This is a genomic window from Desulfocurvus sp. DL1XJH-121 (assembly GCF_054819825.1).
The window spans coordinates 77,010-102,385 of the sequence record NZ_JBTVWW010000006.1 but is presented as its reverse complement, the minus strand read 5'-3'; the positions used below and the strand labels follow the sequence as shown (position 1 = coordinate 102,385).

General features: G+C 67.6%; 19 protein-coding genes. 4 read left to right on the top strand and 15 right to left on the bottom strand.

Annotated features, from left to right (window positions below):
• Positions 1-99: 99 nt before the first annotated feature.
• Positions 100-4,662: a glutamate synthase-related protein gene (locus ACYYG1_RS06100; protein WP_461209401.1), complete on the bottom strand. Its 4,563-nt coding sequence runs from the start codon at positions 4,660-4,662 to the stop codon at positions 100-102.
• A 481-nt stretch (positions 4,663-5,143) separates the two neighbouring features.
• On the opposite strand from ACYYG1_RS06100, the gene ACYYG1_RS06095 reads away from it, so the two are divergent.
• The gene (locus tag ACYYG1_RS06095; RefSeq protein WP_461209400.1) at positions 5,144-6,592 is read left to right on the top strand and encodes an esterase/lipase family protein; all 1,449 of its coding nucleotides are present in this window, start codon (positions 5,144-5,146) and stop codon (positions 6,590-6,592) included.
• Positions 6,593-6,635: 43 nt separating this feature from the next.
• On the opposite strand, the gene ACYYG1_RS06090 is transcribed toward ACYYG1_RS06095, so the two are convergent.
• A complete protein-coding gene (locus ACYYG1_RS06090) occupies positions 6,636-7,322 on the bottom strand; it encodes a DUF554 domain-containing protein (protein WP_461209399.1) in 687 nt (228 codons plus the stop codon).
• Between the two features lie 148 nt (positions 7,323-7,470).
• On the opposite strand from ACYYG1_RS06090, the gene ACYYG1_RS06085 reads away from it, so the two are divergent.
• Positions 7,471-8,259, top strand: coding sequence for a peptidoglycan-binding protein (locus ACYYG1_RS06085; RefSeq protein ID WP_461209398.1), 789 nt, complete (start codon positions 7,471-7,473; stop codon positions 8,257-8,259).
• Between the two features lie 60 nt (positions 8,260-8,319).
• Positions 8,320-9,147: a metallophosphoesterase family protein gene (locus ACYYG1_RS06080; RefSeq protein ID WP_461209397.1), complete on the top strand. Its 828-nt coding sequence runs from the start codon at positions 8,320-8,322 to the stop codon at positions 9,145-9,147.
• A gap of 79 nt (positions 9,148-9,226) precedes the next feature.
• Here ACYYG1_RS06080 and ACYYG1_RS06075 read toward each other — a convergent pair whose 3' ends face one another.
• From ACYYG1_RS06075 to ACYYG1_RS06055, 5 genes are all read right to left on the bottom strand, one after another.
• Complete coding sequence (locus tag ACYYG1_RS06075) at positions 9,227-10,240, bottom strand: electron transfer flavoprotein subunit alpha/FixB family protein (protein ID WP_461209396.1); 1,014 nt, start codon at positions 10,238-10,240, stop codon at positions 9,227-9,229.
• Between the two features lie 33 nt (positions 10,241-10,273).
• Positions 10,274-11,077: an electron transfer flavoprotein subunit beta gene (locus tag ACYYG1_RS06070; protein ID WP_461209395.1), complete on the bottom strand. Its 804-nt coding sequence runs from the start codon at positions 11,075-11,077 to the stop codon at positions 10,274-10,276.
• Positions 11,078-11,241: 164 nt separating this feature from the next.
• Positions 11,242-13,107, bottom strand: a complete 1,866-nt coding sequence (locus tag ACYYG1_RS06065) for a 4Fe-4S ferredoxin (RefSeq protein ID WP_461209394.1) — start codon at positions 13,105-13,107, stop codon at positions 11,242-11,244.
• A 14-nt stretch (positions 13,108-13,121) separates the two neighbouring features.
• Entirely contained in the window at positions 13,122-15,164 is a 2,043-nt protein-coding gene (locus ACYYG1_RS06060; RefSeq protein WP_461209393.1) for an acyl-CoA dehydrogenase family protein, read from the bottom strand.
• 216 nt (positions 15,165-15,380) lie between these two features.
• Complete coding sequence (locus tag ACYYG1_RS06055) at positions 15,381-16,043, bottom strand: thermonuclease family protein (protein WP_461209392.1); 663 nt, start codon at positions 16,041-16,043, stop codon at positions 15,381-15,383.
• Between the two features lie 132 nt (positions 16,044-16,175).
• Between ACYYG1_RS06055 and ACYYG1_RS06050 the strand changes: the two genes are divergently transcribed.
• A complete protein-coding gene (locus ACYYG1_RS06050) occupies positions 16,176-16,955 on the top strand; it encodes a substrate-binding periplasmic protein (protein ID WP_461209391.1) in 780 nt (259 codons plus the stop codon).
• Between the two features lie 74 nt (positions 16,956-17,029).
• Here the strand turns inward: ACYYG1_RS06050 and rpoD are convergent, their stop codons facing one another.
• The 8 genes from rpoD to rsmA form a co-directional block, all read right to left on the bottom strand.
• A complete protein-coding gene (gene rpoD / locus ACYYG1_RS06045) occupies positions 17,030-18,802 on the bottom strand; it encodes an RNA polymerase sigma factor RpoD (protein ID WP_461209390.1) in 1,773 nt (590 codons plus the stop codon).
• On the bottom strand, positions 18,789-20,525 hold the full coding sequence (gene dnaG, locus ACYYG1_RS06040) for a DNA primase (protein ID WP_461209389.1): 1,737 nt from the start codon (positions 20,523-20,525) through the stop codon (positions 18,789-18,791). Before dnaG ends, rpoD begins: the two co-directional genes overlap by 14 nt.
• 9 nt (positions 20,526-20,534) lie before the next feature.
• On the bottom strand, positions 20,535-22,829 hold the full coding sequence (locus ACYYG1_RS06035; protein WP_461209388.1) for an endonuclease MutS2: 2,295 nt from the start codon (positions 22,827-22,829) through the stop codon (positions 20,535-20,537).
• An 11-nt stretch (positions 22,830-22,840) separates the two neighbouring features.
• Positions 22,841-23,290, bottom strand: coding sequence for a GatB/YqeY domain-containing protein (locus ACYYG1_RS06030; RefSeq protein ID WP_461209387.1), 450 nt, complete (start codon positions 23,288-23,290; stop codon positions 22,841-22,843).
• 140 nt (positions 23,291-23,430) lie between these two features.
• Positions 23,431-23,631, bottom strand: coding sequence for a 30S ribosomal protein S21 (gene rpsU / locus ACYYG1_RS06025; protein WP_461209386.1), 201 nt, complete (start codon positions 23,629-23,631; stop codon positions 23,431-23,433).
• Between the two features lie 165 nt (positions 23,632-23,796).
• Positions 23,797-23,982 (bottom strand): hypothetical protein, encoded by a 186-nt coding sequence (locus ACYYG1_RS06020; RefSeq protein WP_461209385.1) that lies wholly within the window; start codon positions 23,980-23,982, stop codon positions 23,797-23,799.
• 15 nt (positions 23,983-23,997) lie between these two features.
• Positions 23,998-24,270, bottom strand: a complete 273-nt coding sequence (locus ACYYG1_RS06015) for an HU family DNA-binding protein (protein ID WP_461209384.1) — start codon at positions 24,268-24,270, stop codon at positions 23,998-24,000.
• A gap of 269 nt (positions 24,271-24,539) precedes the next feature.
• Positions 24,540-25,358: a 16S rRNA (adenine(1518)-N(6)/adenine(1519)-N(6))-dimethyltransferase RsmA gene (gene rsmA / locus ACYYG1_RS06010; protein ID WP_461209383.1), complete on the bottom strand. Its 819-nt coding sequence runs from the start codon at positions 25,356-25,358 to the stop codon at positions 24,540-24,542.
• Positions 25,359-25,376 lie beyond the last annotated feature (18 nt).

The window sequence follows — 25,376 nt, the reverse complement described above, 5'->3', positions numbered from 1 at the left end:
CTACAGGCGCGCGGGCCGTGGCGCAACCCCGTCCCGCAACAAACAAAAGGCCCGCGGACGACACCGTCCACGGGCCGGATGGCAATTCCCTATCGCGCCCTACTCGGCCTTGGGCGGATTCTTGTGCGCGGGCACGATCATCACGAAGCGGTGCCGAGCCTCGTCCAGCAGGCGCTCCACCTCGGCGGCCTCCCGGTCCTGGAAGCTGGCTCGCAGCTCGGCCACGTAGCGGGCCGCGAGTTCGCGCACGTCCGCGAGGCCGCCCAGGTCCAGGGGCAGAATGTCCACGTCCGCGCCCGAGGCCAGGCGTCGCACCAGCGAGGCCCGGGTGAACCCGAACTCCGGATACAGGCACTGGTAGACCACGCCCCCGGTCATGCCCGAGCAGATCCACGGCCCGGGGTCGCCCAGGACCACGGCTCGGCCGCCGGTCATGTACTCGAAGGCGAAGCCTTTCAAATGAGCGCGGGCCGCGATGTTGCCCAGCTCGTCGCGCACCATCTCGCGGATGCGCGCCCCGAACACGGCGTCGGCCCCGGACATGCGCACGCAGGCCCGGGAGTCCGCGTAGTTCTGGACCATGAGGGTGCCCGAGATGGCCCCGTAGGCGAAACTCTTGCCCGTGGACCCGTCCACGCGGTTGCCCAAGAGGTTCACGCCCTTGAACACGCCCAGCGCCCCGCCGAAGCTGCCCTTGGCCGTGCCGTCCTGGGCCCCGCCGTCCACCATGATCTCCATGCCCGGAATGGTGAACGCGCCCAGGCCGTTGCCCGGCACAGAGGCGTCCAGGCGCAGGCGCGCGGAACGGCCCTGCTCCGCGCCGTATTCGCGGGTCAGGGCCCCGGCCAGATAGGTGCCCACGGCGCGATCCACGCTGCGCACGTACTGATCCGTGTAGCGCACCTCGCGCACGCCGGGCTCCTGGAACTCCTTGAGGGCGATGTCCGCGATGAGCTTGGTCAATGTGTTCAGGGGCCTGCGCAGGCCGCGCACCGCGCCCTCGGGCGCGGCGGCGCCGTCCAGGGCGGGCGGTGCCAGCAGCTCCGAACAATCCACGGACTCGGCGCGGGCCCTCTGGCGCAGGCAGTCCACGCGGCCCACGGCCTGGCGCACGCTGGAGAAGCCCAGCTCCGCCAGCAGGGCGCGCAGCTCGTCGGCCACGCAGGTCAGCAGCCGGGAGAGATTCTCGGTCTCGGCGGCCACGTCCACGCAGCTAAAGCCCTTCACGCCCCGGGCCTCGGCCTCCTCCCTGGAGCGCAGCTGGGTGGAGATGCCGCGCGGGCAGGTGTCCAGGTGGCAGCGCTGGCAGCTGATGCAGCCCACGCCCATGAGCGCCACGGTGCCCATGCCCACGCGGTCCGCGCCCATGAGGATCATGCGCAGCACGTCGGCCCCGCTGCGCAGGCCGCCGTCGCACCAGATCTCCACCTGGGCGCGCAGGCCGGACTCCACCAGGGCCCGGTGGGCCTGGGACACGCCGATCTCCGCGGGCAGTCCCACGTACTTCTTGGCGTGCTCGCGGGCCGCGCCCGTGCCGCCGTCGAATCCCGAGATGTTCACGATGTCCGCCCCGGCCTTGGCCACGCCCACGGCGATGGTGCCCACGCCCGAGGTCACGGGGATCTTCACGGACACGCGCGCCGAGGGGTTGGCGGTCTTCAGCTCGGTGACGATCTGGGCCAGGTCTTCGATGGAATAGATGTCGTGGTGGTTGGAGGGCGAGATCAAGCCGATGCCGGGCTTGCAGTGCCGGGCCGTGGCCACCATGGCCGTGACCTTCTGGCCGGGCAGATGCCCGCCCTCGCCGGGCTTGGCCCCCTGCCCCACCTTGATCTCCAGGAAATCGGCTGAGTTGAGGAAGCCCATGTACACGCCGAAGCGGCCCGAGGCGATCTGCTGGCCCCGGTTGCGGCGGTACTTGCCCAGCATGTCCGGAATCTCGCCGCCCTCGCCGTTCATGCACACGATGTTCAGCCGCTTGGCGGTCTCCGCGTAGGTGCGGAAGGAATTCTCGCCCTGGGAGCCGAAGCTCATGGCCGGGATGACCAGCGGCAGGGAGTGGCCGCCCACGGCCAGGTCCACGTCGCCCGCCGCCTGGCGCGCGGCGCCCTCGGGCCGCCGGAAGTCCAGCAGGTGGCGCAGGGCCACGGGGTTCTCGGCCTCCAGCTCGCGCAGGGCGTCGGCCATCTCGCGGAACCCGGACTCGCCCGTGGCCGCGCGGCGCAGGATGCGCCCGACCTTGACGTTGCGCTTGGGGTCGCGCCACAGGTCCGCGTCGTCCCCGGCCCCGGAACGGGCCACGCGCACCACGGCCTGGGCCTCCAGCACGGACATGGTCAGTCCGGCACCCAGGGAGGTGCAGAAGCTGGCGCACTCGAAGACCTCGGCCAGGTCCGCGCCCAGGCCGATGGAGGCGAAGATGCGGCCGTAGCCGCAAAGCTCATGGATGCCCATGGTGGACATGACCTTTTCCACGCCCTTCTGGAGCACGTCCATGGTGGTGCGGATCACGGCCTCGGCCGGGCGCTCCTTGGTGGCGTGCTCGCGGGCCATGCGCCAGATCATGTACGGGTTCAGGGCGTCGGCCCCGAGTCCCAACAGCAGCATCACGTCGTGCAGGTTGCGGATGGCCCCGGAGCGCACCACCAGGCCGCATTGCCGCCGGATGCGCCGGGCCTCGAACTCCCGCTGCACCCAGGCCACGGCCAGGCAGGGGTCGATGTAGCAGCGCCCGTCCGTGAAGCTGCGGGAGTCGTCCAGGAGCACGAGGCGCGCTCCGTTCTTCACGGCGCGGGCGCCCTCCTCGGCCAGCTCGTCCAGGCGCGCGGCCAGGGAGCCCGGGCCGGGGACGAAGGTGGCGTCCAGCACGGCCACGCGGGCGCGGTCGTGCCCGCCCAGGGTGAAGAAGCCCAGCACGTCGTCCAGGGTCTGGGTGCCGAAGGACCGGGCCAGCTTGGACAGCTCTCCGCCGCAGATGTCCGCGTCCAGGCAGCCGCCCAAGAGCAGCGGGGTCTTGATCTCCAGGGCCATGGCCGGGGCCGAGGCCAGGGCGTCGGGCCGCTGGCCCAGGATGGCGCGGGTGCTGAAATGGTCGGCCTCGCGCTCGCGGTCGATGGCCGGGTTGGTCACCACGGCCACGTTTTCATTGAAATATTCCGAGATGTTAGGCAACCCTTCCGCGTTCAGGCAGGCCAGGGGGCCCTGGTGGCCCATGGAGCCGATGGGCGCGCCGCCCGAGGTGGCCGTGCGCTTGCGCATGTCCACGTCGTACTGCCGCCAGCCGAAGGCCCCCAGGCAGCCGTTGCTGGTCAGCTCCGTCGTGGGCAGGAGCCCGGAGGGCAGGAAGTCCTGAAGCCAGATCCCGGGCCCGTCTGCGGGCACCGAGCGGTACAGGGAATCCACGCTGGCGAGCACGTTGCCGCGCTCGCGCATCAGGGACGCGAGGCGCTTCTGGTAGGCCGTGTAGTCGAAGACCACGGCGTGCCGTCCCGGGGCCGAGAGCACGGCGATCTTCTCGCCGGGGGCCAGGGGCTTGGGGTCGCTGGCCGTATCCTCGATGTCCACCACGCCCTTTTCCGAGGACAGGTAGTAGTCGTAGTCGCTCTCGCCGAACCACAGGGGCCGAAGCCCCAGGGCGTCCACGCTGCCCATGACGGTCTGGCCGTGGCGGGCGATGACGGCTGCCGGGCCCTGGGCCGAGGGCGGGAAGAACCAGCGGAAATAGTCGTAGGCCCGGCGCAGCTCGTCGCTGTAGGCGGCGGTCTCGGTGTACACCGCCGGGAAGACCATGGCGAAGGCCTCCATGGGATCGAAGCCGTGCAGGTTGACCAGGCCCTCCAGGATGCGGTTCAGGTCCTGGGAGTCGGAGCCCCCGGGCACGGGCTCGATGCCCAGCACGCGGCCCGAGGAGCGCAGGCGCTCGATGGTGTTGATCTCGCCGTTGTGGGCCAGGATGGAAAAGGGCTGGGAGCGCTCCACCGTGGGCAGGGTGTTGGTGGAATAACGGCTGTGGCCGATGGTGATGCGCGAGCGCGCCTCGCGCAGGCGCAGCTCCGGATAGACGCGCGGCAACAGGTCCGCCAGGCCGCGCACCTTGTAGGCCGCGCTGTCCCGGGACAGGGAGGCCACGTGCAGGTCCGGCTCCAGGCGCTCCAGCTGCATCTGGATGTGGAAGAGGCGCTTTTCCGGGGTTTTGCCGTCCTCGTCCACGGGCGCGATCCCGGCCACCTGCCAGAACAGCGGGGCCTCGGCGCGGGCCATGTCGCCCAGCTCGTGGTCCAGGGTGCCGCCCTCGACCTCGGCCAGCAGCTTGCAGCCGTTCTTGCCGAATATCTCGCGGGCCCCGGCCAGGATGTCCCGGGCGCGGGAGCGGATGCCGTGGGGCAGGAGCATGTGGCCCACGAAGAACCCGGCGGACTCGGCCAGATGGCGGGAACGACCCGCGCGCTCCAGGCGGTCGGCCCAGACCTCGCGGGGGATGTCCGTGAGGATGCCGCAGCCGTCACCCTCGTTGTTGATGTCACCGGAGCGGTGGGCCATTTTCTTCAAGGCTTCTATGGTCTTGACGATATTGGCGTGGGTGGAGCGTCCGCGCTTGTCCACAAAGGCGATGATGGCGCAGGCGTCGCGTTCCTGGGCGATGGGGTGGGTGAACCGTTGCAAGGCCTCCTCCTCTTCCGGGTTCCTTGACCGGCCTGTCCGCCGGGGTGGGGAGCATGCGCTCCGGGCGGCCAAATCGGCGGCCGCGGCCCTGGCGCTCCGCCCCACGGGCGGACGCGAGGTCCCGGCCATATTGCATGCAGGACGGGGAACATACATTTATGGTCGTCCCCAGTCAATGAAATGCAGTTTTTATCAATTTTGAAACAAACTGTTTTCTTTTTTTGTAATAAACTTAATATTTCAGTGTATTGATTTTTGAAAGACAAACCGATAAATTGTTTGACACTACGTTACGGCGATTATACCACGGTGGATAATGGGCACCTGCCCCTGGCCGCGATTCCATCCGCTCCATCCACCGCTTGCGCACCGGCTCCGGTGCTCATCCAAACGCCCCGGGCGCGGGCTCGCGCTCGCCCCGCGAAAACGGTTCGCGGCCGTCCGCGCTCCGCGTCCGGCGCACAGCGCAACGAGGTGCAGCATGCAAAAACCCTTCTACCCCATCGTCTACATCAGGGGCTACGCCATGACAATGGACGCCGTGGAGGACACGGTGGCCGATCCCTACATGGGCTTCAACAAGGGCTCCACCAAGATCCGCCAACAATGGACCGGGGACGTGGAAAGACATTACTTCGAATCGCCGCTGATCCGGCTGATGAAGGACCACGGCTACCGCGACGTGTATGAAAACGGGGCCGTGATCCCCGACAGCCAGACGCCGCCGGACAAATCCATCTGGATATTCCGCTATTACGACAAATCCTCCAAGGATTTCGGGGACGGGAAAAAGCACCCCATCGAATCCTACGCCGAAGACCTCGACGCCTTCATCGAAAAACTCTTCGCGCGCTACGGGAAGGACCCTGCCTTCCGGGTCCATCTGGTGGCCCATTCCATGGGCGGGCTCGTGGCCCGCTGCTACATGCAGAAAATCGCTCCGGCCAGGGCCGCGAAGCGGGTGGAAAAATTCTTCACCTACGCCACCCCCCACAACGGCATCGACCTCCTGGGAGGCTGGATCAACGCCCCGGACTGGGGCTGGCTCAACGTCAAGAACTTCAACCGCGAGAACATGTGCCAGTACCTGGGCCTGCCCAAGGGCACCAAAAAGGTGAACACCCTGAACGGAAAATTCCCGGAAGAGCGCTGCTTCTGCCTGGTGGGCACGGACTACAAGGACTACTCCCTGGCCCGCTTCGCCGTGGGCGAGATGAGCGACGGGCTGGTGCGCATTGAAAACGCCACCCTCCAAGGCGTCGCGCGCGCCTTCGTGCACCGCAGCCATTCCGGGCACTACGGCATCGTGAATTCCGAATCCGGCTACCAGAACCTGCGCCGCTTCCTGTTCGGCCGCGTCCGCGTGGAGGCCCTGCTACAGGTCAAGGGCCTCCCCCTCCCCGCCGCCGTGGAGAAGCAAAAGAGCAAGGGAATCAAGGCCTCCTACCACATGGATGTCGTGGCCAGCGTGCGCAAGGCGCAGTGGAACCTGCACCGCAGGACCACGCGGGAATGCTCGGCCCTGTTCGGCAAATACGACGACATGGTCAAGCAGCAGAAGCCCCTGCACCTGGCCACCGCCTTCCTCATGGAGCAGCCCAACCGCACGGCCAAGCAGGGCCTGAGCTTCAGCCTGGAACTCAAGATCCTGGTGCCGGACTATGTCATCGACGGCATCATCTTCGACAAGCACCACTACGAAACGGCCCCCTTGTTCGCGGACACCTATCTCCTGGAAGCGGTCTCGGGAGGGGCCAAGGGGCCGCTGCTGCGCTGGGGCCTGCACAGCAAGACGCCCTCGACCCTGACGCGCACGGCCACGGGGACGCCCGTCGCCAAGGGGGTGCTGGAATACCGGCTGCCCGTCGTGAAGAACACTCGCCCGGGAATCGACGCGGAGCTGATCCTGCGCGCCTCGGACTGGAGCTGAGCCGCACGGGAAGGACGCGGGCGGCGCGGGAGGCTGCGCCGCCCTACCCCGCGAGCCAGGCCAACAGCGGCGCGAACACCAGGGCGGGCAGGAAGTTGGTCAGGGGGATGCGCCTGAGCTCCAGGACGCTCACGCCGATGCCCAGGATGAGCACGCCGCCCGTGGCCGTGAGCTCGGTCATCATGGACTGGCTGAGCCAGGGTTGGAGCACCGTGGCCAGGGCCGTGAGCCCGGCCTGGTAGATGAACACGGGCAGGCAGGAGAACAGGACGCCGACGCCCAGGGCCGCGGCGAAGGCCACGGAGGCGAAGCCGTCCAGGATGGACTTGGTGAAGAGGATGGTGTGGTCGCCGCGCAGGCCCTCGTCGAAGGAGCCCAGGATGGCCATGGAGCCGATGCAGAACAGCACGGAGGCCGAGACGAAGCCCTCGGTGAAGCGCGCGTCCGACGAGCCGAAGCGGGCCTTGAGCCGGTCGCCCAGGGCCGCCAGCCGGTCCTCCAGACGCAGGAACTCGCCCGTGACGCAGCCGAGCACCACGCTGAAGACCATGATCAGCGGATTGCGCGTGGCCAGGGCCATCTGCATGCCGATGACCAGCACGCACAGGCCCAGGCCCGTGAACACGATGGACCGCATCCGCTCGGGCAGGCGGTTCCCGGCCATCAGGCCCACCAGCCCGCCCGCCACGATGGCCGCGACATTGACCACGGATCCCAGGGGAAAAACCATTGCGCACGCTCCTTCTGCGCACGATTGGTAAGGCAAAGCCGCGCAAAAGAAAAGCACCGCCCGCGCGGATTGTGCGGCGGACGGAGAATCCAGGTTCGGGAACCATTGAAGGCCCAAACGTCCCGGCACGAAAGCGGGAGGGGACGCCATGCAGCTGACCAAGGCCCTGCGGCAGGAATATTCCAGCCTCTTCACCACCTGCGTCATCAAACCAACCAAGGCCGATGCCGTGGAGGCTACGGCGGACGCCCTCTTGGCCACGCGCGGGCGCTACGAGACCGTGGGCGCGGACCTCGGCGTGCCCTGGTACGTTGCGGCCGTGATCCACAGCATGGAAAGCTCGCGAAACTTCAACCGCCACCTGCACAACGGCGACCCGCTCAGCGCGCGCACGGTGCACGAGCCCGCCGGAAGGCCCAAGGACGGCAATCCGCCCTTCACCTGGGAACAGAGCGCCGAGGACGCCCTGCGCCTAAGGCGCATGGACCGCTGGACGGACTGGAGCGTCCCGGGCTGCCTGTTCCAGCTGGAGGGCTACAACGGCTGGGGCTACCGCCTGCACCATCCCCACGTGCTCACGCCCTACCTCTGGAGCGACAGCAGCCACTACGTCTCGGGCAAATACGTGGCCGACGGCACCTTCTCCGAGACCGCCGTTTCCAAGCAGACCGGGGCCGCCGTGCTCCTGCGGCGGCTGGCCGAACGCCGGGACATCGTCTTCGCCCCCGACCCCGGGACCGTCCACCCCGAGCCCGACGCCCCGGCCCTGGTCTACGACCCGCACGCCTCCACGGACGAAGGCAAGCGCCTGCAGGCCTTCCTGAACACCTTTCCCGGCGTGCACCTCAAGGAGGACGGCTACCTGGGCGCGCGCTCGTCCGAGGCCCTGCTCAGGGTCACGGGCCACCGCCTAAGCGGCGATCCCGCCGGGGACTGATGCGGCCGGAATCGGCCCCGCCCCGGCGCAAGCCTTTCGGGCCAGACAAGGAGGTACTACATGGCGAGATTCATCCATCTCAGCGATCTGCACATCCACACGCGAAACAAGGAGGAAAACAAGAACTGCCGCAAGCTGATCGCCTTCATCAAGCATCGCTATGCAATGGCTGAAAAGCGCCCACTTGTGCTCATTACGGGCGATATCGTCCACGGCGACATCACCCGGCCGGAATCGTTCCCCGAACAATACGAGAACGCCAAGAACCTCCTGCGCCCCCTGGTGAATGAATTCGACGTCATCGTGACCCCGGGCAACCATGACGACGCACACAACGGACTGGAATTCAACAGGGAATCCTACGACCTGTTCCACAAGGTCATCCTCGGCGAGCTTCTCGGCGTGCCCGGAGCGGAGGATGCGGCCCCGGTCGGGCCCCACGTCTACCCCCTGACCCGGGTCGAGGAAGGCGTATTGTTCGTCGCCCTGGACTCGGCCATCGGCAACCACAAAGACGCCTTCCAGTTCGCGCGCGGGGCCCTGGGCGAGAAGCAAATCCACGAACTACGCGTGATCCTGGAGGCCAACGCCAAGGGCGACAAGCACCGGGTGGTGGCCTGCTTCCACCATCATCCCTTCATGCGCACGGACCTGACCATGAAGATGGACGACGGCGACGAGGTCATGGGCGTGATGGAAAACGTGGTCGACGTGCTCTGCTTCGGCCACAAGCACGTCTCGGAATCCTGGCAGGGCCGCCGGGGCATCGAATGGATCCTGGCCTCGGGCAAATCCACGAAGCCCAACGACAGCGGGCGGTTGCAGTTCAGGGAAGTGGAGATCGGCCCGGACCACGAGGCTGTGAACATGGTCAGCTTCAAGCCGTGAGCCCCACATGGCAAGCACGTAAAACGGCCCCGTGGAGAGCGCTCCACGGGGCCGTCGATCTTTCAGTGGTGCCGAAGCGCTAGCTGAGCAGTTCGTTGACCTTGGCCATGACAGCGAAGGCGTCGGCCACGTAGAGCACGTCGGCCTTGCCCTGGGCCCAGCCGCAGCCCGCGTCCAGGTTCACGGCGCGGCGCTCGCCGATGAAGCGCCAGCCCACCACGTGGGGCTCCTCGCCGTGGCAGCAGGTGGCCAGGCCCTTGGCGTGGCGCGGGGTGGCGCCGGTCTGGCCCACCTGGTGCAAGTGGGTCATGAAGGACAGCACCTCGCCGCCCTCGCCGGACAGGTCCACCAGGGACTTGGACGAGCCCAGGGACGCCTTGGACTTGTCCAGGAAGCCCAGGATGCACTGCTCGGCCTCGGGCAGGTGCGGCGCGCCGTCGGCCTGCTTCTTGGTCCAGCCCGCTCCGGCCACGAACAGCAGTTCGGCCTCGGGGCGGATGGTCTGCTCGTCGGCCGACGGGGCCTCCAGGCCCCGGACCGTGGTGCGCGTGTCCGCGCCCGCGTCCACGGCCTGCACCTGCGCGGAACCAGCCAAGCCCTCGGCGGGGGCGAAGCAGCACGGGGCCACGGTCATGATCCACGGCCGCTGCTCGCGGGTCTGGCTGCTCTTCATGCGCTGGCGGTAGTACCAGCGCGTCACGCAGGCCTTGCCGCCCTGGGCGGTGATCTCCGTGCAGTTGGTGTCCGCGCGGCCGCCCAGGCGCTGGGCCACCCCGGGCATGCAACGCGCCAGGCGCGCCGTGGCGGGCGCCACAACGATCTCGGCCCCCGCCGCCCTGCACAGGGCCTCGCAGGCCGCCGCGTCCGTGGCGTAGCGGGACACGCCGAAATCCGAGCCCGAAATCCCGAAGAACGCCGCGCCGCAGCCCGCGATGCCGTCCGCGGCCGCCTGCACGTCCGCGCCCACCAAGCCCACGCACAGCTCCGCGCCCAGGCCCTCGGCCATGGCGCGGGCCCCGGACAGGGCCTCCAGGGCGGTCTTGCACAGGGAGCCGTCGTCCTCGGTGTGCGCCAGATAGAGAATCTTGGTCATATCGTCATCCTCGTTTGTTCAATTCGGCAGGGCTCAACCCTTGATCCAGGCCACGATCTCCGCAGCGATCTCGTCCACGGGGGTGTCCTTGACGATGCGCGTCTCGCGCTTGGTCTGGGGCAGGACGACCTCCTCGAAGGTCACGCCCTCGGCGCCCAGGGCGGCGGGCTTGGCCTGCTGCAGGGCGGGTATGACTAGGCGCATGTTCTGCATGCCCACCTGGGGGTTGTTGGGCGGCTCGGGCAGGTTGCCCGTGGCCCAGCCCAAAACGGCCGGGGCACCGGAGCAGGCGCTCTTCAGATACGCCCCGCCCTCCACGCGCTCCATGACCTCGAAGGAGCCGTCCGCACCGGGGGTGAACACGTCCACGCCCTGGAACTGCTCGGTGACGCCCAGCATCTCGCCGAGGATCTGCATCACCGCGCCCGTGCCGCGCGAGGCGGACTGCCAGCCGCCGAAGAGCAGCATCTTGCCCTTGTCCAGGCCGGCGATGCCGTCGATGGCGGTCTTCAGGGCCGCGGCCGTGTCGTGGGCCTCGGTGAAGCCCCCGGCGGGCCCGTCCATGGCCACCAGTTGGAAGGGAACCTTCTGGGCGATGCTCATCATCACCTGCTGCAGCTTGGCCTTGGGGCCGATGCTCACCAGCCAGACCTTGCTGTCGGCCACGTTCTTGGCCAAATTGGCGGCCTCGAACAGGGCGTGCGCCGCCCAGGGGTCGAGGACCGCGGGCAGCATCATCTCGTTCTTCAGCGCCGGGCCCTGGGGACCGGCCACGGGCTCCAGGGTCTGCAACGGGTCCGGGACGATGCTCCCGCAGACCACGATATGATAGCTCATATAATCTCCTTGATTCCGGCCCAGCCGCGCGTGCACGGCCGGGGCTTTTTGGCCTCCGGCGGCCAAAGGGGATAATCCCCTTTGGAATCCCTAATTATAGGGATTCTCAAGGGAGTTACTCCCTTGAGCCGCCGGAGGCAAACAATGCCTCGCGTCGCCCGAACCTAGTTCTCGGCCGAATGCAACCCGCCGGCTCCGGCGCGGAAGTCCACGTTGGAGGCCTCGGGGTCGGCCGGGTCGGCCCGGGAACAATTCCAGAGGCAGGCCCCGCAGTGCACGCATTTCTCGCGGTCGAACAGGGGCGCGCCGCCTTCGGGGTTCATGGTGATGGCCTGGCCGGAGCAGGCCTCGACACAGATTTTCTCGTCGCAGTCCGCGCAAAGGTCCGGGTCCTTGAAGACCACGTGGTCCGCGTAGCCCGGCGCGGCCTGCACCTTGCCGCCCATGAGCAGCGCGTCCTGGTGCGAGACGAGCAGCGTGCCGTCCAGGGGAATCTCGGGCCAGCCGGCGCGGTCCATGAGGGCGTCGTGCAGCCCCTTGCCCTCGGCCTGGCAGCGCACGCGGATTTCCATGATCTCCTGCTCGGAGATACGGCCCTTGTAATAGTCCTCGATGCTTCCGATGCGCTCCCAGGGGCGCTTGGGGCGCGGCCCCAGGTGCAGCTTGCCGCCGGACAGGCCCGTGAGGCCCATGCCGATGAGCCCGGGCAGCATGCCCCACTGGAAGCCGTCGCGGGCGTGCTCGGCCACGCGCGCCTCCTGCTCCAGCCACGAGGCGCGGCGGCGGCGCACGTAGGTCTGCTCCAGGTTCTCGCGGCTGAAGTCCTGGCCCTGGGCCAGCAGCTCCAGCACGCTCTCGCCCAGGAGCACGCCCGAGGTCCAGGCCTCGTCCACGCCCGAGCCCGTGAGCACGTTGGTGGTGCCGGAGCCCTCGCCGATGCGCGCGTAGCCGTCGCCCGCCAGCAACGGCTCGCCGTGCCTGCCGCTCTCGCCCAGGGTCTTGGCGCCCCAGGAGCGCAGGGTCCCGCCTTCCAGCCAGCGCCAGAGATACGGATGTGTCATCCAATGCTGCATGGTGCGGTAGGCCGTGCGCACGGGGTTGTCGAACCACGAGGGCACGAAGATGCCGAGCGACGCGGACATGTCCGCGTGCACGTAGAGGAAGCCGAAGATCTCGGGCTCCGGGAAGCCCAGGGTATGAATGACGGTGCCGGGCTTGAGTTGGCAGCCCTCGGGCAGCTGCACCACCATCTTCATGCCCACGGCGAACTCGCGCTGGGCGTTGCCCTCGGGCAGGCCGAATTCCTTGTCCAGGGCCCGGCCCACGGGGCCCACGGGCCCGTCGGCCACCACGGTCAGCGGCGCGCGCACGTCCATGCCGGGCATGTACCCGGCCTCGGGATTGCCCGCCTTGTCCACGCCCTGGTCGGCCAGGCGCACGCCGCACACCGCCCCGTCCTCCACGAGGGGGGCGGCCACGGGGGTTCCCGGCCAGATCTGGGCCAGGCCCGTGCCCATGACCTGGGCCCCGGTCCACTGGGAGAACTGGCCCATGGACAGGATCAGCCCGGGCTCCTTGCGCAGGAACGCGGGAATCCAGGGCAGCTCCAGGGCGTGCAGGTCCTTGGCCTTGCCGGGCATCAGGCGCATAAGCTTCTCGGCGGCGCGCATGCCCGGGCAGCGGCGGCTGGCGCCGATGTGGTCGAAGAGATAGACCACCCGCTCCTCGGTGACCTCGGCGGCCATGGGAATCTGGGCGGGGTCCAGGTCCGGAAAGGAGGCGCGGATGCCCCGGCCCCGCGTGACCACGCCGGACACGCCGAAGCCGATGTCGTCGGCGCGCTCGTAGCAGATGACCTGGGGCGGCATGCCGGGCATGGCCTTGGAGTCGGCCACGGGCATGCCGTCCGCGCCCACCAGCCCGCGCGTGAGGGTGGTCAGGAACCCGGCCGTGGCCGGGCCGTAGCCCACGCAGACGATGTCCGCCTCCATGCTCTGGCGGGGGACCTCGGGAGTCTGATTGTCGCTCATGATGCTCGCTTTGGTTACAGGGGGTAGTCCAGGGCCTCGGGGATCATGACCCCGGTGAGCGCCGTGGCCGCGCGGTCCTTGGCCAGGCGCGTGCCCGCCAAAGCCTTGTCCAGCCCCAGGCGCAGGGCCGCGTACTCGGCCTCCTGGTCGGCGGACAGCTCCAGGCCGTAGCCGTTGACCAGCTCGGCGCACACGCGGGCGGCCTCGCCCGCGCTGTGCGCGGCCTGCACGGCGGCCAGGTCCGCGTAGAACGCGGCCAGCCCCTCGATGCCCTCGGCGAGCACGGGGTTCAGCGGCCCCTGCTCGGCGAGCACGGCCACGTCCTCGAAGAGGTAGCGCGCCGCGATGAGCCAGCCCAGGGCGTCGGCCAGGGGGAAGGTCACGCCCTGGCGCTTGCCGTGGAACAGCTTGCGGCCCTCGGCATCGGACCCTTCCTGCATGCGCGCGAGGGTCCAGATCCACAGGCGCAGGGCCTGGGCCAGGGCGGCGGCCCCGGGACGGTCTCCGGCCTCCAGGGCCGCGATCCACTCGCCCATCTCGGCCAGGAACACGGGGCTGGCCATGGTCAGGGTCATGTGGCGGCGCTGCACGGCCTCGGGCCCCTCGTAGGTGGCCTCCAGCTGGGAGTCCATCCACTTGTGGCAGAGGAAGCCCGGGCAGTCCTCGGTGATGCCGTAGCCGCCCACCAAGGACACGGCCTCGCGCATCATGGTGGCGCCCACCCCGGTGTTCCAGAGCTTGGTGCCGGGGTTGAGCACGCCCGCCAGGGCGTCCATGTAGGCGAATTTGACCAGCACGTCGGCGTCCAGCTCGGCCAGGCGCGCGGGGTTCTCCTCGGGATGGTGCACGAGATGCGCGTACTCCAGGACCTCGGGCTCCTTCTTGCGCAGGGCCATGAAGCCCTTGCGACCGGACAGGCCCTCGGCCTCGAACAGGGCGTCCTTGGCCCGCTCCACCGGGTCGAATTCGTCGGCCAGGCGCGCGGCCCCGAAGCCCAGGGAGGAACCGGCCTCGCCCGCGGCCCAGACGTCCACCAGACGCTGCAGGGCGTCCTCGTTCATCTGCAGGCCCAGGTCGAAACGGCGAGACCCCGCCTCGCTCAGACCGCCGCCCCTGAAGCGCTGGCGGTGGTAGCGGATCACGGGCTCGATGGCCGAGAGCAGCTTGGCCGAGGTCATGATGCCCACGGGGATGCGCGTGCGGTGGAACACCGAGGCGATGATCTCGGAATGGTTGTATTTGGGCACGATGACCCCGTCCTGGACCTCGTAGCCGCCGATGATGCGCGAGGCGGGCACGGTGAGGCTCATCACGGGGTCGCGGGTGCTGGAAAGCTGGTGCACCATCTTCAGGGTGGCGGAGCCGCGGTCGAAGGTCCCGGGGTCCTCGGACTCCAGGATGACCATGCAGGTGCCCTTGATGCGCGGGTCGTCGCTCTCCACGGCGGCGGTGACGATGTCCGCGAAGTCCATGTTGGTGATGAAGCGGCCGCGCTTCTCCACCTTGAGCACGGGCTCGCCGCCCTCCTCCCAGGACTCCACGCGCACCTTGCCGCCCAGCACGCCCGTGTCCACGCCCACGTAGGGCAGGGGCTCGGTGAGGGCGAAGGCCGCGCGCTTCACCGTGCGGTCCTCCCCGGGCTGGGGCGGGCAGCACATGCCCAGGTAGCGGTCGCGCTGCTCGTCGGTGCCCTTCTCGTGGATGGGCGCCAGGCCCAGGCAGCTGGCCAGGGAGCCCGTGGCCGCGCCAGCGTCCACCCAGGCCAGCTCGAAGGCCACCAGGGCCAGGGCCAGGTTCTTGGGCCCCTCGATGAAGCCGCCCTGGCAGGGATCCATGTAGATGGAGGTCAATCCGGATTCGTCAAAGGCCTTGAGCAGCTCGCCCTTGGCCTCGGTCCATTCGTGGGTGTTGCGCGCGCCGTCGGCCACCAGCCGGGCCACCAGGCCGCGGGCGATGGAACGGGCCGACTGCACGGCCATCTGCATGTCGAAGCGGTCGGAGAAACGCCACATGATCTGCCGGACGTCGTCTCCGGGCAAGGTGCGAAGCAATTCCATGATGAAGAAATCCTGATTGTTGGTTGCGATTGACGGCCTCGGGAGAGCCCCGAAAGCAGCCAGCACGGTAGATGATTCGCCAGGGCGAGTCAACGCCGCCTCGTTCCGCAAAGGCCCGGGAGGCTTGACGAGACGCCGTTTTTCCACCCATTATTGCGGGCGCACTCTTTTTCTGTCGATCCGGCGGTTTTCATCGCCCCGCCCCGGAATGATCGTTTACTCGGCGGGCCAGGGAGAGTATTCCCGCGCCGGGCAGTATCCGGCCCGAAACACGGCTTCGAGGTCCGTAAACTCCACGCGCCGCTCCGGGCGCAGGGAACCGGCGGCCTTCGACCCGGCCGGGAAGGCCCGGCGGCTCGCGCCGTTGCCCACCCAGGGGCGCTTCGCCCCGGGCAGGGACAGGATGCGCGGCCAGAATCCCCTGCCCCGGTCCATGGTCCGGACCTGGGCGGCGAGCAGCCTTTCACGCAGGGTCTCGGAATGATCGCGATGATAGTAATAGAACGCCAACCCCGCCAGCGCCACGGCCTCGGCGGCGTCGCGCCCGTCGGGCAGGGCCACCAGCCCGAGGATGCGGCCGTGGCGGTCACGGCCCAGGGCACGCACCCTCACGTCGCGCCCCTCTGCGGCCCGGCGCAGGAAATCCCGGGCCTCGGCCGCCCCGTACTGCCCCGGTTCGCCGTGCTTTCCGGTCTCGGGCGCGTCGATGCCCGTGAGGCGCACCCAGCTCCCGTCGTCCAGGCGCAGGGTGTCGCCGTCCGCAACCCAGGCCGCCCTGGCCATGAACCAGTCCCCGGCCGGGGCCGGACAGGCCAGGACCAGCACGGCCCACACACAGGCCAGGGCCAGGGGCCAACGCGTCGTCTTCCCGCCATGCATGCACCGAAAATGCCTCAGCAACGATTCCATGGCAAGGGCGGCTGTGGCCAGGATTTGGGGGTTTGCCCCATTGCCATGTCAATCGATAATAATTATCCATTAGATCAAGACACTCAACCAGCACCACCACGCATGAACACGCACATCCCGGACTCCGCCGCGCGCCTGGGCGCGGTAATACTCGTCCTGACCCTCGCACTCGTCCCCGCCCATTCCGCCCTGGCCGCGGAACCGACCCTGGTCTTCGGCTGCAACAACGGCGGCTACCCTCCCTACCTGATGAAAACCGAGACGGGCTTCACGGGCATCACCTACGACATCCTGACCCGGGCCCTCGCTGGCATGGGCTGGAAGCTGCGGGTGGCCCTGCATCCCGAGATCCGCGGCCAGGCCCTCCTGGACATGGACCAGCTGGACGCCCGGGGCAAGGCCAAGGAATGGGTCCACAACCCCGACGACTATTGGTGGAGCGCCCCCTTCCTGACGACCCGGGAGATGCTGGTCTCCCGCACTGAGGACGCGCTGGCCGGGGTGTCCCTGGACGACCTGGGCGGCCGCTCCCTGGCCCTGGTCCACGGCTTCCACTATCCCGCGATCCACGACCTTGAGGTTTCGGGCGCGGTGCGGCGCGTGAACGTGGACTCCGTGCAGAAGGGGCTTTTCCTGGTCTACATGGGCAGGGCGGACGGCGCCCTCATGGACCACCTGACCCTGGACTGGATGGTGCGCGATGATCCCAAGTATCGGCGACACATGTTCTTCGCCCGGCCCACGCCCGGGGGCGAGGTGCACTACCGCCTGATGTTCTCCAAACACCGCGACTGGCGGCCCTTCATCCGCCAGTTCGACCAGCGCATCGAGCAGATGCGAGAGGACGGGACCATAGGCCGCATCCTGGCCGCCTACCGCTAGGCGGCCCCACGGCACACAAGAAAAGGCCCGCCCGGCAGATGCCGGACGGGCCTTCGTCGTTGCTGTGGACGGGCCTAGTTCTCGTAGTAGGACCTCAGCAGCTGGCTGCGCACGGGATGGCGCAGCTTGCGCAGGGCCTTGGCCTCGATCTGGCGGATGCGCTCGCGGGTGACATTGAACAGCTTGCCCACCTCTTCCAGGGTGTGGTCGCTCTTCTCGCCGATGCCGAAGCGCTTGCGGAGCACCTGCTCCTCGCGCGGGGTGAGATCCGAGAGCACGGCCGCGATCTGCTCGCCAAGCTTGGTGTTGACCACCTCCTCGGAGGGCGCGGCGGCCTTCTTGTCCTCGATGAAATCGCCCAGGCTGGAATCCTCCTCGTCGCCGATGGGCGTCTCCAGAGAGATGGGCTCCTTGGCGATCTTGAGCACCTTCTTGACCTTTTCCAGGGGGTAGTCCATGCGCTCGGCGATCTCCTCGGGCGTGGGGTCGCGCCCCAGCTCCTGCACGAGGTAGCGCGAGGTCCGGATGAGCTTGTTGATGGTCTCGATCATGTGCACGGGGATGCGGATGGTCCGCGCCTGGTCCGCGATGGCCCGGGTGATGGCCTGGCGGATCCACCACGTTGCGTAGGTGGAGAACTTGTAGCCCCGCTGGTATTCGAACTTGTCCACGGCCTTCATCAGGCCGATGTTGCCCTCCTGGATCAGGTCCAGGAACTGCAGGCCGCGGTTGGTGTACTTCTTGGCGATGGACACCACCAGGCGCAGGTTGGCGCGGATGAGCTCCTGCTTGGCGCGGGACGCGGCCTGGTTGCCGCGCCGGATGCGCCAGAGGACCTCCTCCAGGTCGCCCACGGAGTGGCAGCACTTCTCCTGCAAACGGGCCAGGATCTCGAACTTGCCGGAGATCATCTCCTTGAAGGAGAACAGCTCCTCCACGGTCAGGCCCAGCTCGTCGGCGGCCAGCACGGGGTTGATCTCGCGCTGGTCCAGCTTCGCGAATATTTCCTGGATCTCCTGCTGGGGCTTGCCCGTGGACAGGAGATAGGCGGACAGGTCGCGCTGGCAGTTGTGCATCTGGCGCACGTAGTCCCCCACCGTCTCGATGATATTGTCGATGAGGGTCTTTTCCAGCTTGATGTCGCGCAGGCGGGTGACCACCTCGTCCTTGTACTTGAGGATTTCCTTCTGCTGGCCGTAGACGCGGCGGTCCAGGGTGGCGCAGGCGTCGAGCTTGCAATAGATCTTCTGCTTCTTGCGGAAGAACTGGCGGACCTCGTCGAGGAGGAAGATGACCCGCTGGCGCTGGTTCATCTCGTCCTCGCTGGGATCGTCCTCCTCGATGGTCTTGACCACGTCTTTGAGCTTGATCTTGTTGTCCTTGAGGTCCTGGCCCACGCGCACCAGCTCCTCGACGGCCACAGGGACCTCCACCAGGGCGTAGAGCACGTCCAGTTCGCCGGACTCGATTTTCTTGGCGATGACCACCTCGCCCTCGCGGTCCAAGAGCGACACCGCGCCCATTTCGCGCAGATACATGCGCACGGGGTCGGTGCTGCGGGCCGAATAGTCCGCCGCGTCCTCGCTTTCCGTGAGCTGGAGATCGTCGCCGCCGTCGCCGCCGCCCTCGTCGTCCTCGGTGGTCAGTTCGAGCTGCTTGCCGTCCTGCTCGGAGTCCACGATGGTGATGTTGAGCTGGTCGAAGATCTCGATGATCTCCTCGAGCTGCTCCGGCTTGTTTATGTCCGAAGGCAGGGCCTTGTTGACCTCGTCAAAGGTCAAAAACCCTTTTTTCTTGCCTTCGGCGATCAATATCTTGATCTGTTGGATTTCCTTAACGTTGCTCATTGAGCCTCCTTAAGATCTCCTGCTGCACACCGAGGAGCCTGAGCACCTCGGCCTGATCCCCTTCCGTCTGGGCCTTGCGCAGGGCCTCCAGCACGGAGCGCTTCTCGTCCGAGAGCCGCTCGCTCTTGAGATAGCCACATATTTCCTGCCATTCCCGCTGCGCATCGTCTTGATTTCTTGTATTGGTCTCCAGACATTCGACCCAATACCTCTTTTCGTGCGCGGCGAGGATGTGCATGACATCCCTTCCGGGGTTTGCCTCCATTTTCTCCCACAGGCAGAGTGCGAACTCGCTCGTGAGCACCGTTCCCATGCCCTTTTCCGCCAGCTCGCGCACGCGCTGCGGGTTGCAGACCGCGAAGCGCAGAAGCTGGCGATCCAGCTTGCCCCCCTTGCCGCCTCCCGGGGCCAGGGGGCCGACCGTGGCGGGCCGGACCGTTCCGGTGTCCTGGGCCTTGGCCGTGGACAACCGGCTGCGAAATTCCTGTTCCTTGAACCCCAGCCGCTGGGCGATGCGCGATATCATGGGCGATCGCCACTCGGGGCTGTCCAGCTGCCGCAAAAACGCGCCGGCCCAGTCCACGATCTCGCGGGTGGACTGGCCGCTCACCGTGCGCAGGCAGTACTCCAGGCCGTCGGGCGCGGCGTCCAGCAGCTCCCGGAAGGCGTCGGCCCCCCGGGTCTGGAGCAGGCTGTCCACGTCCTCGCCGTCGGGCAGGATGACCACCCGGCAGTCCATGCCCCGGGCCAGGATCATCTCCGCCGAGCGCAGGGCGGCCTTGCGTCCCGCTCCGTCGCCGTCGAAGACCAGGCCCACGCGCGGGCAGAACCCGGCCAGCCTGCGCACCTGGCTCTCGGTGAGCGCCGTGCCCAGCACCCCGCAGGCGTTGGTGAAGCCGTACTGGTGCAGGGACAACACGTCCGTGTAGCCCTCGGTGAGCAGGGCCTCCTTCAGATGCGTGATGGCCCGGCGCGCCTGGAACAGCCCGTACAGGTTGTCGCCCTTCACGTAGAGGTGCGACTCGCTGGAATTCAAATACTTCGGGTCGTCGCCCGTCAAGGTCCTGGCCCCGAAGGCGATGACCTGGCCCGAAAGATTATGGATGGGGAACATCAGCCGCCCGCGAAAGCGATCGTAGATGTTGCCCTTCTCGTTCTTCACCAGCAGCCCGGCCTGGGCGCCCTCCTCCGGGGAAAACCCCTTGGCCCGGGCCTGCTTCTCCAGGGCGTGCCAGTCGTCCGGGCTGTAGCCCAGGGCGAAGGAGCGCACGGTCTCCTCGGACAGGCCCCGCTTGCGCAGATAGTCGGAGGCTATCTTCCCGGCGGGCGCGCCCAGGTTCCTGATATAGAACTCGGCGGCCAGGGCGTGCATCTTGAGCGCCCTGGAACGCCTGCGCTTCTTCTCGTCCTGCCGGGGGTCGGGCCGGGCGCTGCCCAGTTCGATACCCAACTCATCGGCCAATTGCTGCAATCCTTCACGGAAATCCAGCCCGTGGATGTTGCAGTAGAAGTCGATCACGTCCCCGGAGGCCCGGCAGCCGAAGCAATAATAGTAGCCCAGCTCCGGGTTCACGGAAAACGAGGGCTTGGTCTCCTGGTGGAAGGGGCACGGCCCGGTCCAGCGGCCGCTGACCTGCCTGAGGTCCACGTACCGCCTGACCAATTCCACGATGTCCAGGCGCTGCTTGATGGCCGCTATGGCGCCGGAATCGTATTTGCCCATGCCCACCGCCTACTTCAGTTCGACCACGGTCATGCCGTCGCCGCCCCTATCTTCCGGGGCCAGGGAAAATTTCCGCACCACGCCGGACTCCTTGAGCACGCGGTGCACTTCCTTGCGCAGGGCGCCGGTGCCCTTGCCGTGGATGATCTCCAGGTCCGTGCGGCCCGAGAGCACGGCCCCGTCCAGAAATCTTCCCAGTTCGACCTCGGCCTCGTCGGCGCGCCGGCCCCTGAGGTCCAGGGCCATGGCCGAAGGGCCGGGGCCCGGGGTCCTGGTCGCCGGGGCCGAAGCAACGGCCGCCGCGCCCTGGGCCGGGGCCAGGTCCGAAAAATCAGCCCACACGGCCACGCCGCCCAGGTCCAGCTTGACCTGGCGCTTGCGCTCGTTGAGCTCCACGGCCGCGCCGCTCCTGCCCAGGCCCGTGTGCGTGAGGGCCATGCCCTCGGCCAGGTCGTCCCAGGCCAGGGCTCCGGCCTCCGCCACGGGCTCGTCCGCGTCCTCGCGGCCTTCGCCGGCGCGCACGCGCAGGTCCGCCAACTCCTTCATGGCCTGCTTGCGGCCCAGCTTGTCCTGGCGCCACTTGTCCATGATCTCCCGGGACTCGGCCCGGATGGAATCCAAAACTTCCTTTTTCTCGCGCTCGAAGCGCTCTCCCAGGCGCGCCCGCTTGTCGCGCAGCTTGGCCCGCTCCGCGCGCGCGGCCGCCAGCTCCTGCTCGCGCTCCACGGCCAGGGAATTGAGCCTGTCCACCACCTGGCTGGTGTCCGAGCCGTCCAGGAGCATGTACTTCTCGGCCCGGGCGATGATGTCGGCCGGAAGCCCGTGCTCCCGGGCCACGTCCAGGGCCTGGCTCGCGCCCACCTGGTCGTAGGCCAGGCGGTACATGGGTTTCTTGGTGGCCGGGTCAAAGAGCACGGAGGCGGCGCGCACCCCCTCGCGCGTCAGGGCGTAGGCCTTGAGCGCCGGGAAATGCGTGGCCAGGGCCAGCCAGGCCCGCTTCTCCAGGAACCCGTCCACCACGGCCTGGGCCAGGGCCGCGCCCTGCCCCGGGTCGGTGCCGGCCCCGAACTCATCCATAATCACCAAAGTGGAGTCGTCAACCGCATCGTATGCACTTGAAAGATGACGAATTTGCGCGGTGAAGGTGGACAGGGAATCCTCGATGCTCTGCTCGTCGCCCAGGACCACGAAAACCTGTTGCCACAGAGGCATGGACGAGCCCTCGGCCGCGCACACGGGCAGGGCCGAAAGCCCCATCAGCGCGGACAGGCCCAGGGTCTTGAGGCAGACGGTCTTGCCGCCCGCGTTGCCGCCGCTGATGACCAGGGCGCGCTGGCCCTCGTCCAGGGCCAGGTCCACTGGCACGGCCGAGTCCGCGGGCAGCAGGGGATGGCGCACGTCCATCAGGTGCAGGGCCTTGCCAGGGCCGATGTCCACGCAGCGGGCTCCGTGGGCCTGGGCGAAGGCGGCCTTGGCCGCGAGCACGTCCAGGTCGACCATGAAGGCGTAGACCCCGGAGAGCGCGGGCGCCTCGGAGCGCAACAGGTCCGAGAGCAGCCTGCGGACCTCCTTCTCGGCCCGGCGCTCCTCGTTCTTGAGTTCCTGAAGCTCGTTGTTCAGGTCCACCAGGAACATGGGCTCGAAATAGCAGGTCTCCCCGGTCTGGGAATAGTCGTGGATGATGCCGGGCAGGCGGTTCTTGTAGCTGACCTTCAGGGGCAGCACGTAGCGGTCCGAGGAGACGGTGAGGTACTCCTCCTGCATGTACGGGGCGATGCCCTCGCGCTCCACGAAGGACTTCACGCGCTTCCCGCAGCGCTGGTGCAGGGAGCGGATGCGCGTGCGCACGGAGTACAGGTCCGGCGAGGCCTCGTCGCGGATCAGGCCGTCGGGGTTCAGGCAGCGCTTGAGCCCCGCCCACAGGGACCCGGGCCAGGGCCCGGCCAGGTCCGGCAGCAGGGGCCAGCGCCCGGCGTCGGCCTCGGCCAGGCGGGTGCGCACCTCGCGGGCGTCGCCGAGCACCTGGAACACGGCCCACAGGGCGTCCAGGTCGAAAATCTCCACGGGTGCGTCCAGGCTGTCCAGGAACCCCTCCAGGGAGGTGAACCCGGGCATGGAAAAGTCGCTCTCCCCGGCCCAGGCCATGAACTGGCGGGTCAGGTCCACGGCTTCGGCCAGGGCCCCGGGGTCGCCCATGGGGCGCACTTCGAGAACCCGGGCCGCGCCCGGCTCGGACATGCAGTACCGCGCCAGAAGGCGCAGCACCTTGGGAAATTCCAGGAGGAATTCGGACCGTGCCTGCATGGAAAAGGAGCCTATCCCGCGAGTTTGGAACGCACCAGGGCGGCCAGGGCCTTGCCGTCCACCCGGCCCTTGTGGGTGGCGTTGATGGCGCCCATGACCCGGCCCATGTCCTTCATGCCCTCGGCGGAAAGCTCGGCGATGGTGGCCTTCACCAGGGCCTCGGTCTCCTCGGGGGTCAGGGGTTCGGGCATGTAGCGGGCCAGGAACTCGACCTCGGCCTCTTCCTTGGACGCGAGGTCCTCGCGGTTGGCGGCGCGGAACTGCTCGATGGATTCCCGGCGCTGCTTGAGCTGCTTGCCCACGAGGTCCAGGACCTCGGCGTCGTCGGGCTCGGCGCCCAGCTCCACCTGGCGATTCTTCACGGCGGTCTTGAGCATGCGCAGCACGCCGACCTCGACCTCGCGCCCCGCCTTGTACGCGGTGATGAAATCGCTCTCAATGGTCTTCAGGAGGGTTCCCATGGCGAAGCTCCCGGGATGGCGGCGGAATCACCGCATGCTGGAGAAAGCAATGCGGCGCGGAACGGACCAGCCGTCCCGCGCTGCACATTTCGGTTCACGATCAACGGCCCCGCGAGGGGCCGCACGGGCCGCGCGCGACGCTAACCCATGTTCATCTTGCGCATCTTCTTGAGCAGCCGCTTGCGGGCGGCGGCGCGCTTCTTCTTGCGCTGCACGCTGGGCTTCTCATAGTGCTGACGCTTCTTGAGCTCAGACAGGATGCCGGACTTCTCGACCTGCTTCTTGAAACGGCGCAGGGCGATATCGAAGTTCTCGTTATCTTCCAAAAGCACTCCAGGCAAAACAATCACCTCCCTGGTGACGCCGGTCTTTGGCGCTCATTGTAGAACGATACGAGATACTCCATGTCCAGGTTCATGGCAAGGGAAATTTCGCGGGGCGCAAGGCCAAAAAAACGGCCCGCGCGGGGCGCGGGCCGTTTGCAATACCGGGCAAATACCGATGGCCTAGTGGCCGTGCTCGGATTTGGGATTGATGACCGTCTCGATGTAGGACTTGGTCAAGATAAAGCCCACAGCCAAGCCGAGAATGCCCAGGACCATGTAGAGGGTGCCGAAGAACACCACGTGATCGGGCATCCACCAGGGCAGATCCCAGGGCAGCGGGCTGTGCAGGGTTTCTCCATGAATCATGACATGCCCCCTGACTTACTTGACGGCGTCCTTGAGGAGCTTGCCGGGACGGAACTTGACAACCTTGGTGGCGGGAATCTTGATCTTGTCGCCGGTGCGGGGGTTGCGGCCGGTGCGAGCCTTGCGCTCCTCCACCACGAAGGTGCCGAAACCGGTCAGGGTCAACTTCTTGTCCTTGACCAGAGTGGCTTCCACGGTCTCGAGAAAAGCATTCAGCGCGCGCTCGGCGTTGGCTTTGGTGATGTTCGCCTTCTCAGCAATCTTCACGACCAAATCAGCCTTAGTCATCAGTCCTTTCCTCCTCATAAAAGTTCAACAAACTCCCAACATTGAGCAGTCCATCCACGCCTTTGGCGCGAGGGCCGCGGCAACGGGCGGATACGCCTCCGGAAACCGCCCGAACGTGGAGCCGTCCGTGCTCTACCGCCGGGTGCTTCGGACCTTCTCAGTCGCATTAAAGCATTGGGCGGGCCATGTCTAGGGCTTTGTTGGAAAAGAGACGTACTGAAGCCCAGGCTTGAGCACGGCCTGACCTTGGCAACGAACCTTCAGTTCTGTCAAGGCATAAAATGCGGTTTCACCAGTAATGACAAGCGCTGGAACTGTTCCGGGGATAATTCCTCGGGCCGCGAGCGCAGGCTCAGGCCCCAGGACTCCAGCTGGGCCACCATATGGTCATCGACATATGATTTCAGGATGTTGCCGATCTGCTTGCGGCGCTTCTGAAAGCACATGTGCACCAGCCGGGCCAGGGCCTCGCGGTCCACCGCGCCCTGCCCGCAAAGGGGCGAAAAAGATAGCACCGCCGAGTCCACCTTGGGCTTGGGAGTGAAGGCCCCCGGCCCCACCACGAACAGCATCCGGGGTTCCACGAAGCTGCGGACCCAGGCCGTGAGCCCTCCGTAGTGGCCGCTCCCGGGCTGCGCGGCCAGGCGCTGCCCCACTTCCTTCTGGACCATGAACACGGCCAGGGACAGGGCCGAGCAGCGCGAAAACAACTCCCACATCAGGGGCGAGGCCACGTTGTAGGGCAGGTTGCCCGCGATCTTCCAGCCCCGCTCCGGGCCCAGGCGCTCCCAGCGCACGTCCATGGCGTCGGCGGCCAGGGGCGCGACCCCCGGGCATTTCCCGGGCAGCTCCAGGGCCAGGGGCAGATCCCGCTCCACGGCCGCGTACAGCGCGGGCCGGGACTCGGCGATGTGCACGGACAAGGCCCCGTGCCCCGGGCCGATCTCCAGGACCCGGTCCCCGGGTTGCAGGTCCAGGGCGGCGACGATGCGCCGGCAGACGCCCTGGTCGTGCAGGAAATGCTGGCCGAAGCGCTTCTTGGCGAAACGCCCGTATCTGGGGGGGGCCTCAAGGTGCTGGTTGCTCACGGCGGTCACGGCCTGGCT

Coding starts and splice junctions, on each gene's coding strand:
- ACYYG1_RS06095 (WP_461209400.1), top strand. CDS start 5,144: ATGCAAAAACCCTTCTACCCCATCGTCTACATCAGGGGCTACGCCATG.
- ACYYG1_RS06090 (WP_461209399.1), bottom strand. CDS start 7,322: ATGGTTTTTCCCCTGGGATCCGTGGTCAATGTCGCGGCCATCGTGGCG.
- ACYYG1_RS06085 (WP_461209398.1), top strand. CDS start 7,471: ATGCAGCTGACCAAGGCCCTGCGGCAGGAATATTCCAGCCTCTTCACC.
- ACYYG1_RS06080 (WP_461209397.1), top strand. CDS start 8,320: ATGGCGAGATTCATCCATCTCAGCGATCTGCACATCCACACGCGAAAC.
- ACYYG1_RS06075 (WP_461209396.1), bottom strand. CDS start 10,240: ATGACCAAGATTCTCTATCTGGCGCACACCGAGGACGACGGCTCCCTG.
- ACYYG1_RS06070 (WP_461209395.1), bottom strand. CDS start 11,077: ATGAGCTATCATATCGTGGTCTGCGGGAGCATCGTCCCGGACCCGTTG.
- ACYYG1_RS06065 (WP_461209394.1), bottom strand. CDS start 13,107: ATGAGCGACAATCAGACTCCCGAGGTCCCCCGCCAGAGCATGGAGGCG.
- ACYYG1_RS06060 (WP_461209393.1), bottom strand. CDS start 15,164: ATGGAATTGCTTCGCACCTTGCCCGGAGACGACGTCCGGCAGATCATG.
- ACYYG1_RS06055 (WP_461209392.1), bottom strand. CDS start 16,043: ATGCATGGCGGGAAGACGACGCGTTGGCCCCTGGCCCTGGCCTGTGTG.
- ACYYG1_RS06050 (WP_461209391.1), top strand. CDS start 16,176: ATGAACACGCACATCCCGGACTCCGCCGCGCGCCTGGGCGCGGTAATA.
- rpoD (WP_461209390.1), bottom strand. CDS start 18,802: ATGAGCAACGTTAAGGAAATCCAACAGATCAAGATATTGATCGCCGAA.
- dnaG (WP_461209389.1), bottom strand. CDS start 20,525: ATGGGCAAATACGATTCCGGCGCCATAGCGGCCATCAAGCAGCGCCTG.
- ACYYG1_RS06035 (WP_461209388.1), bottom strand. CDS start 22,829: ATGCAGGCACGGTCCGAATTCCTCCTGGAATTTCCCAAGGTGCTGCGC.
- ACYYG1_RS06030 (WP_461209387.1), bottom strand. CDS start 23,290: ATGGGAACCCTCCTGAAGACCATTGAGAGCGATTTCATCACCGCGTAC.
- ACYYG1_RS06020 (WP_461209385.1), bottom strand. CDS start 23,982: ATGATTCATGGAGAAACCCTGCACAGCCCGCTGCCCTGGGATCTGCCC.
- ACYYG1_RS06015 (WP_461209384.1), bottom strand. CDS start 24,270: ATGACTAAGGCTGATTTGGTCGTGAAGATTGCTGAGAAGGCGAACATC.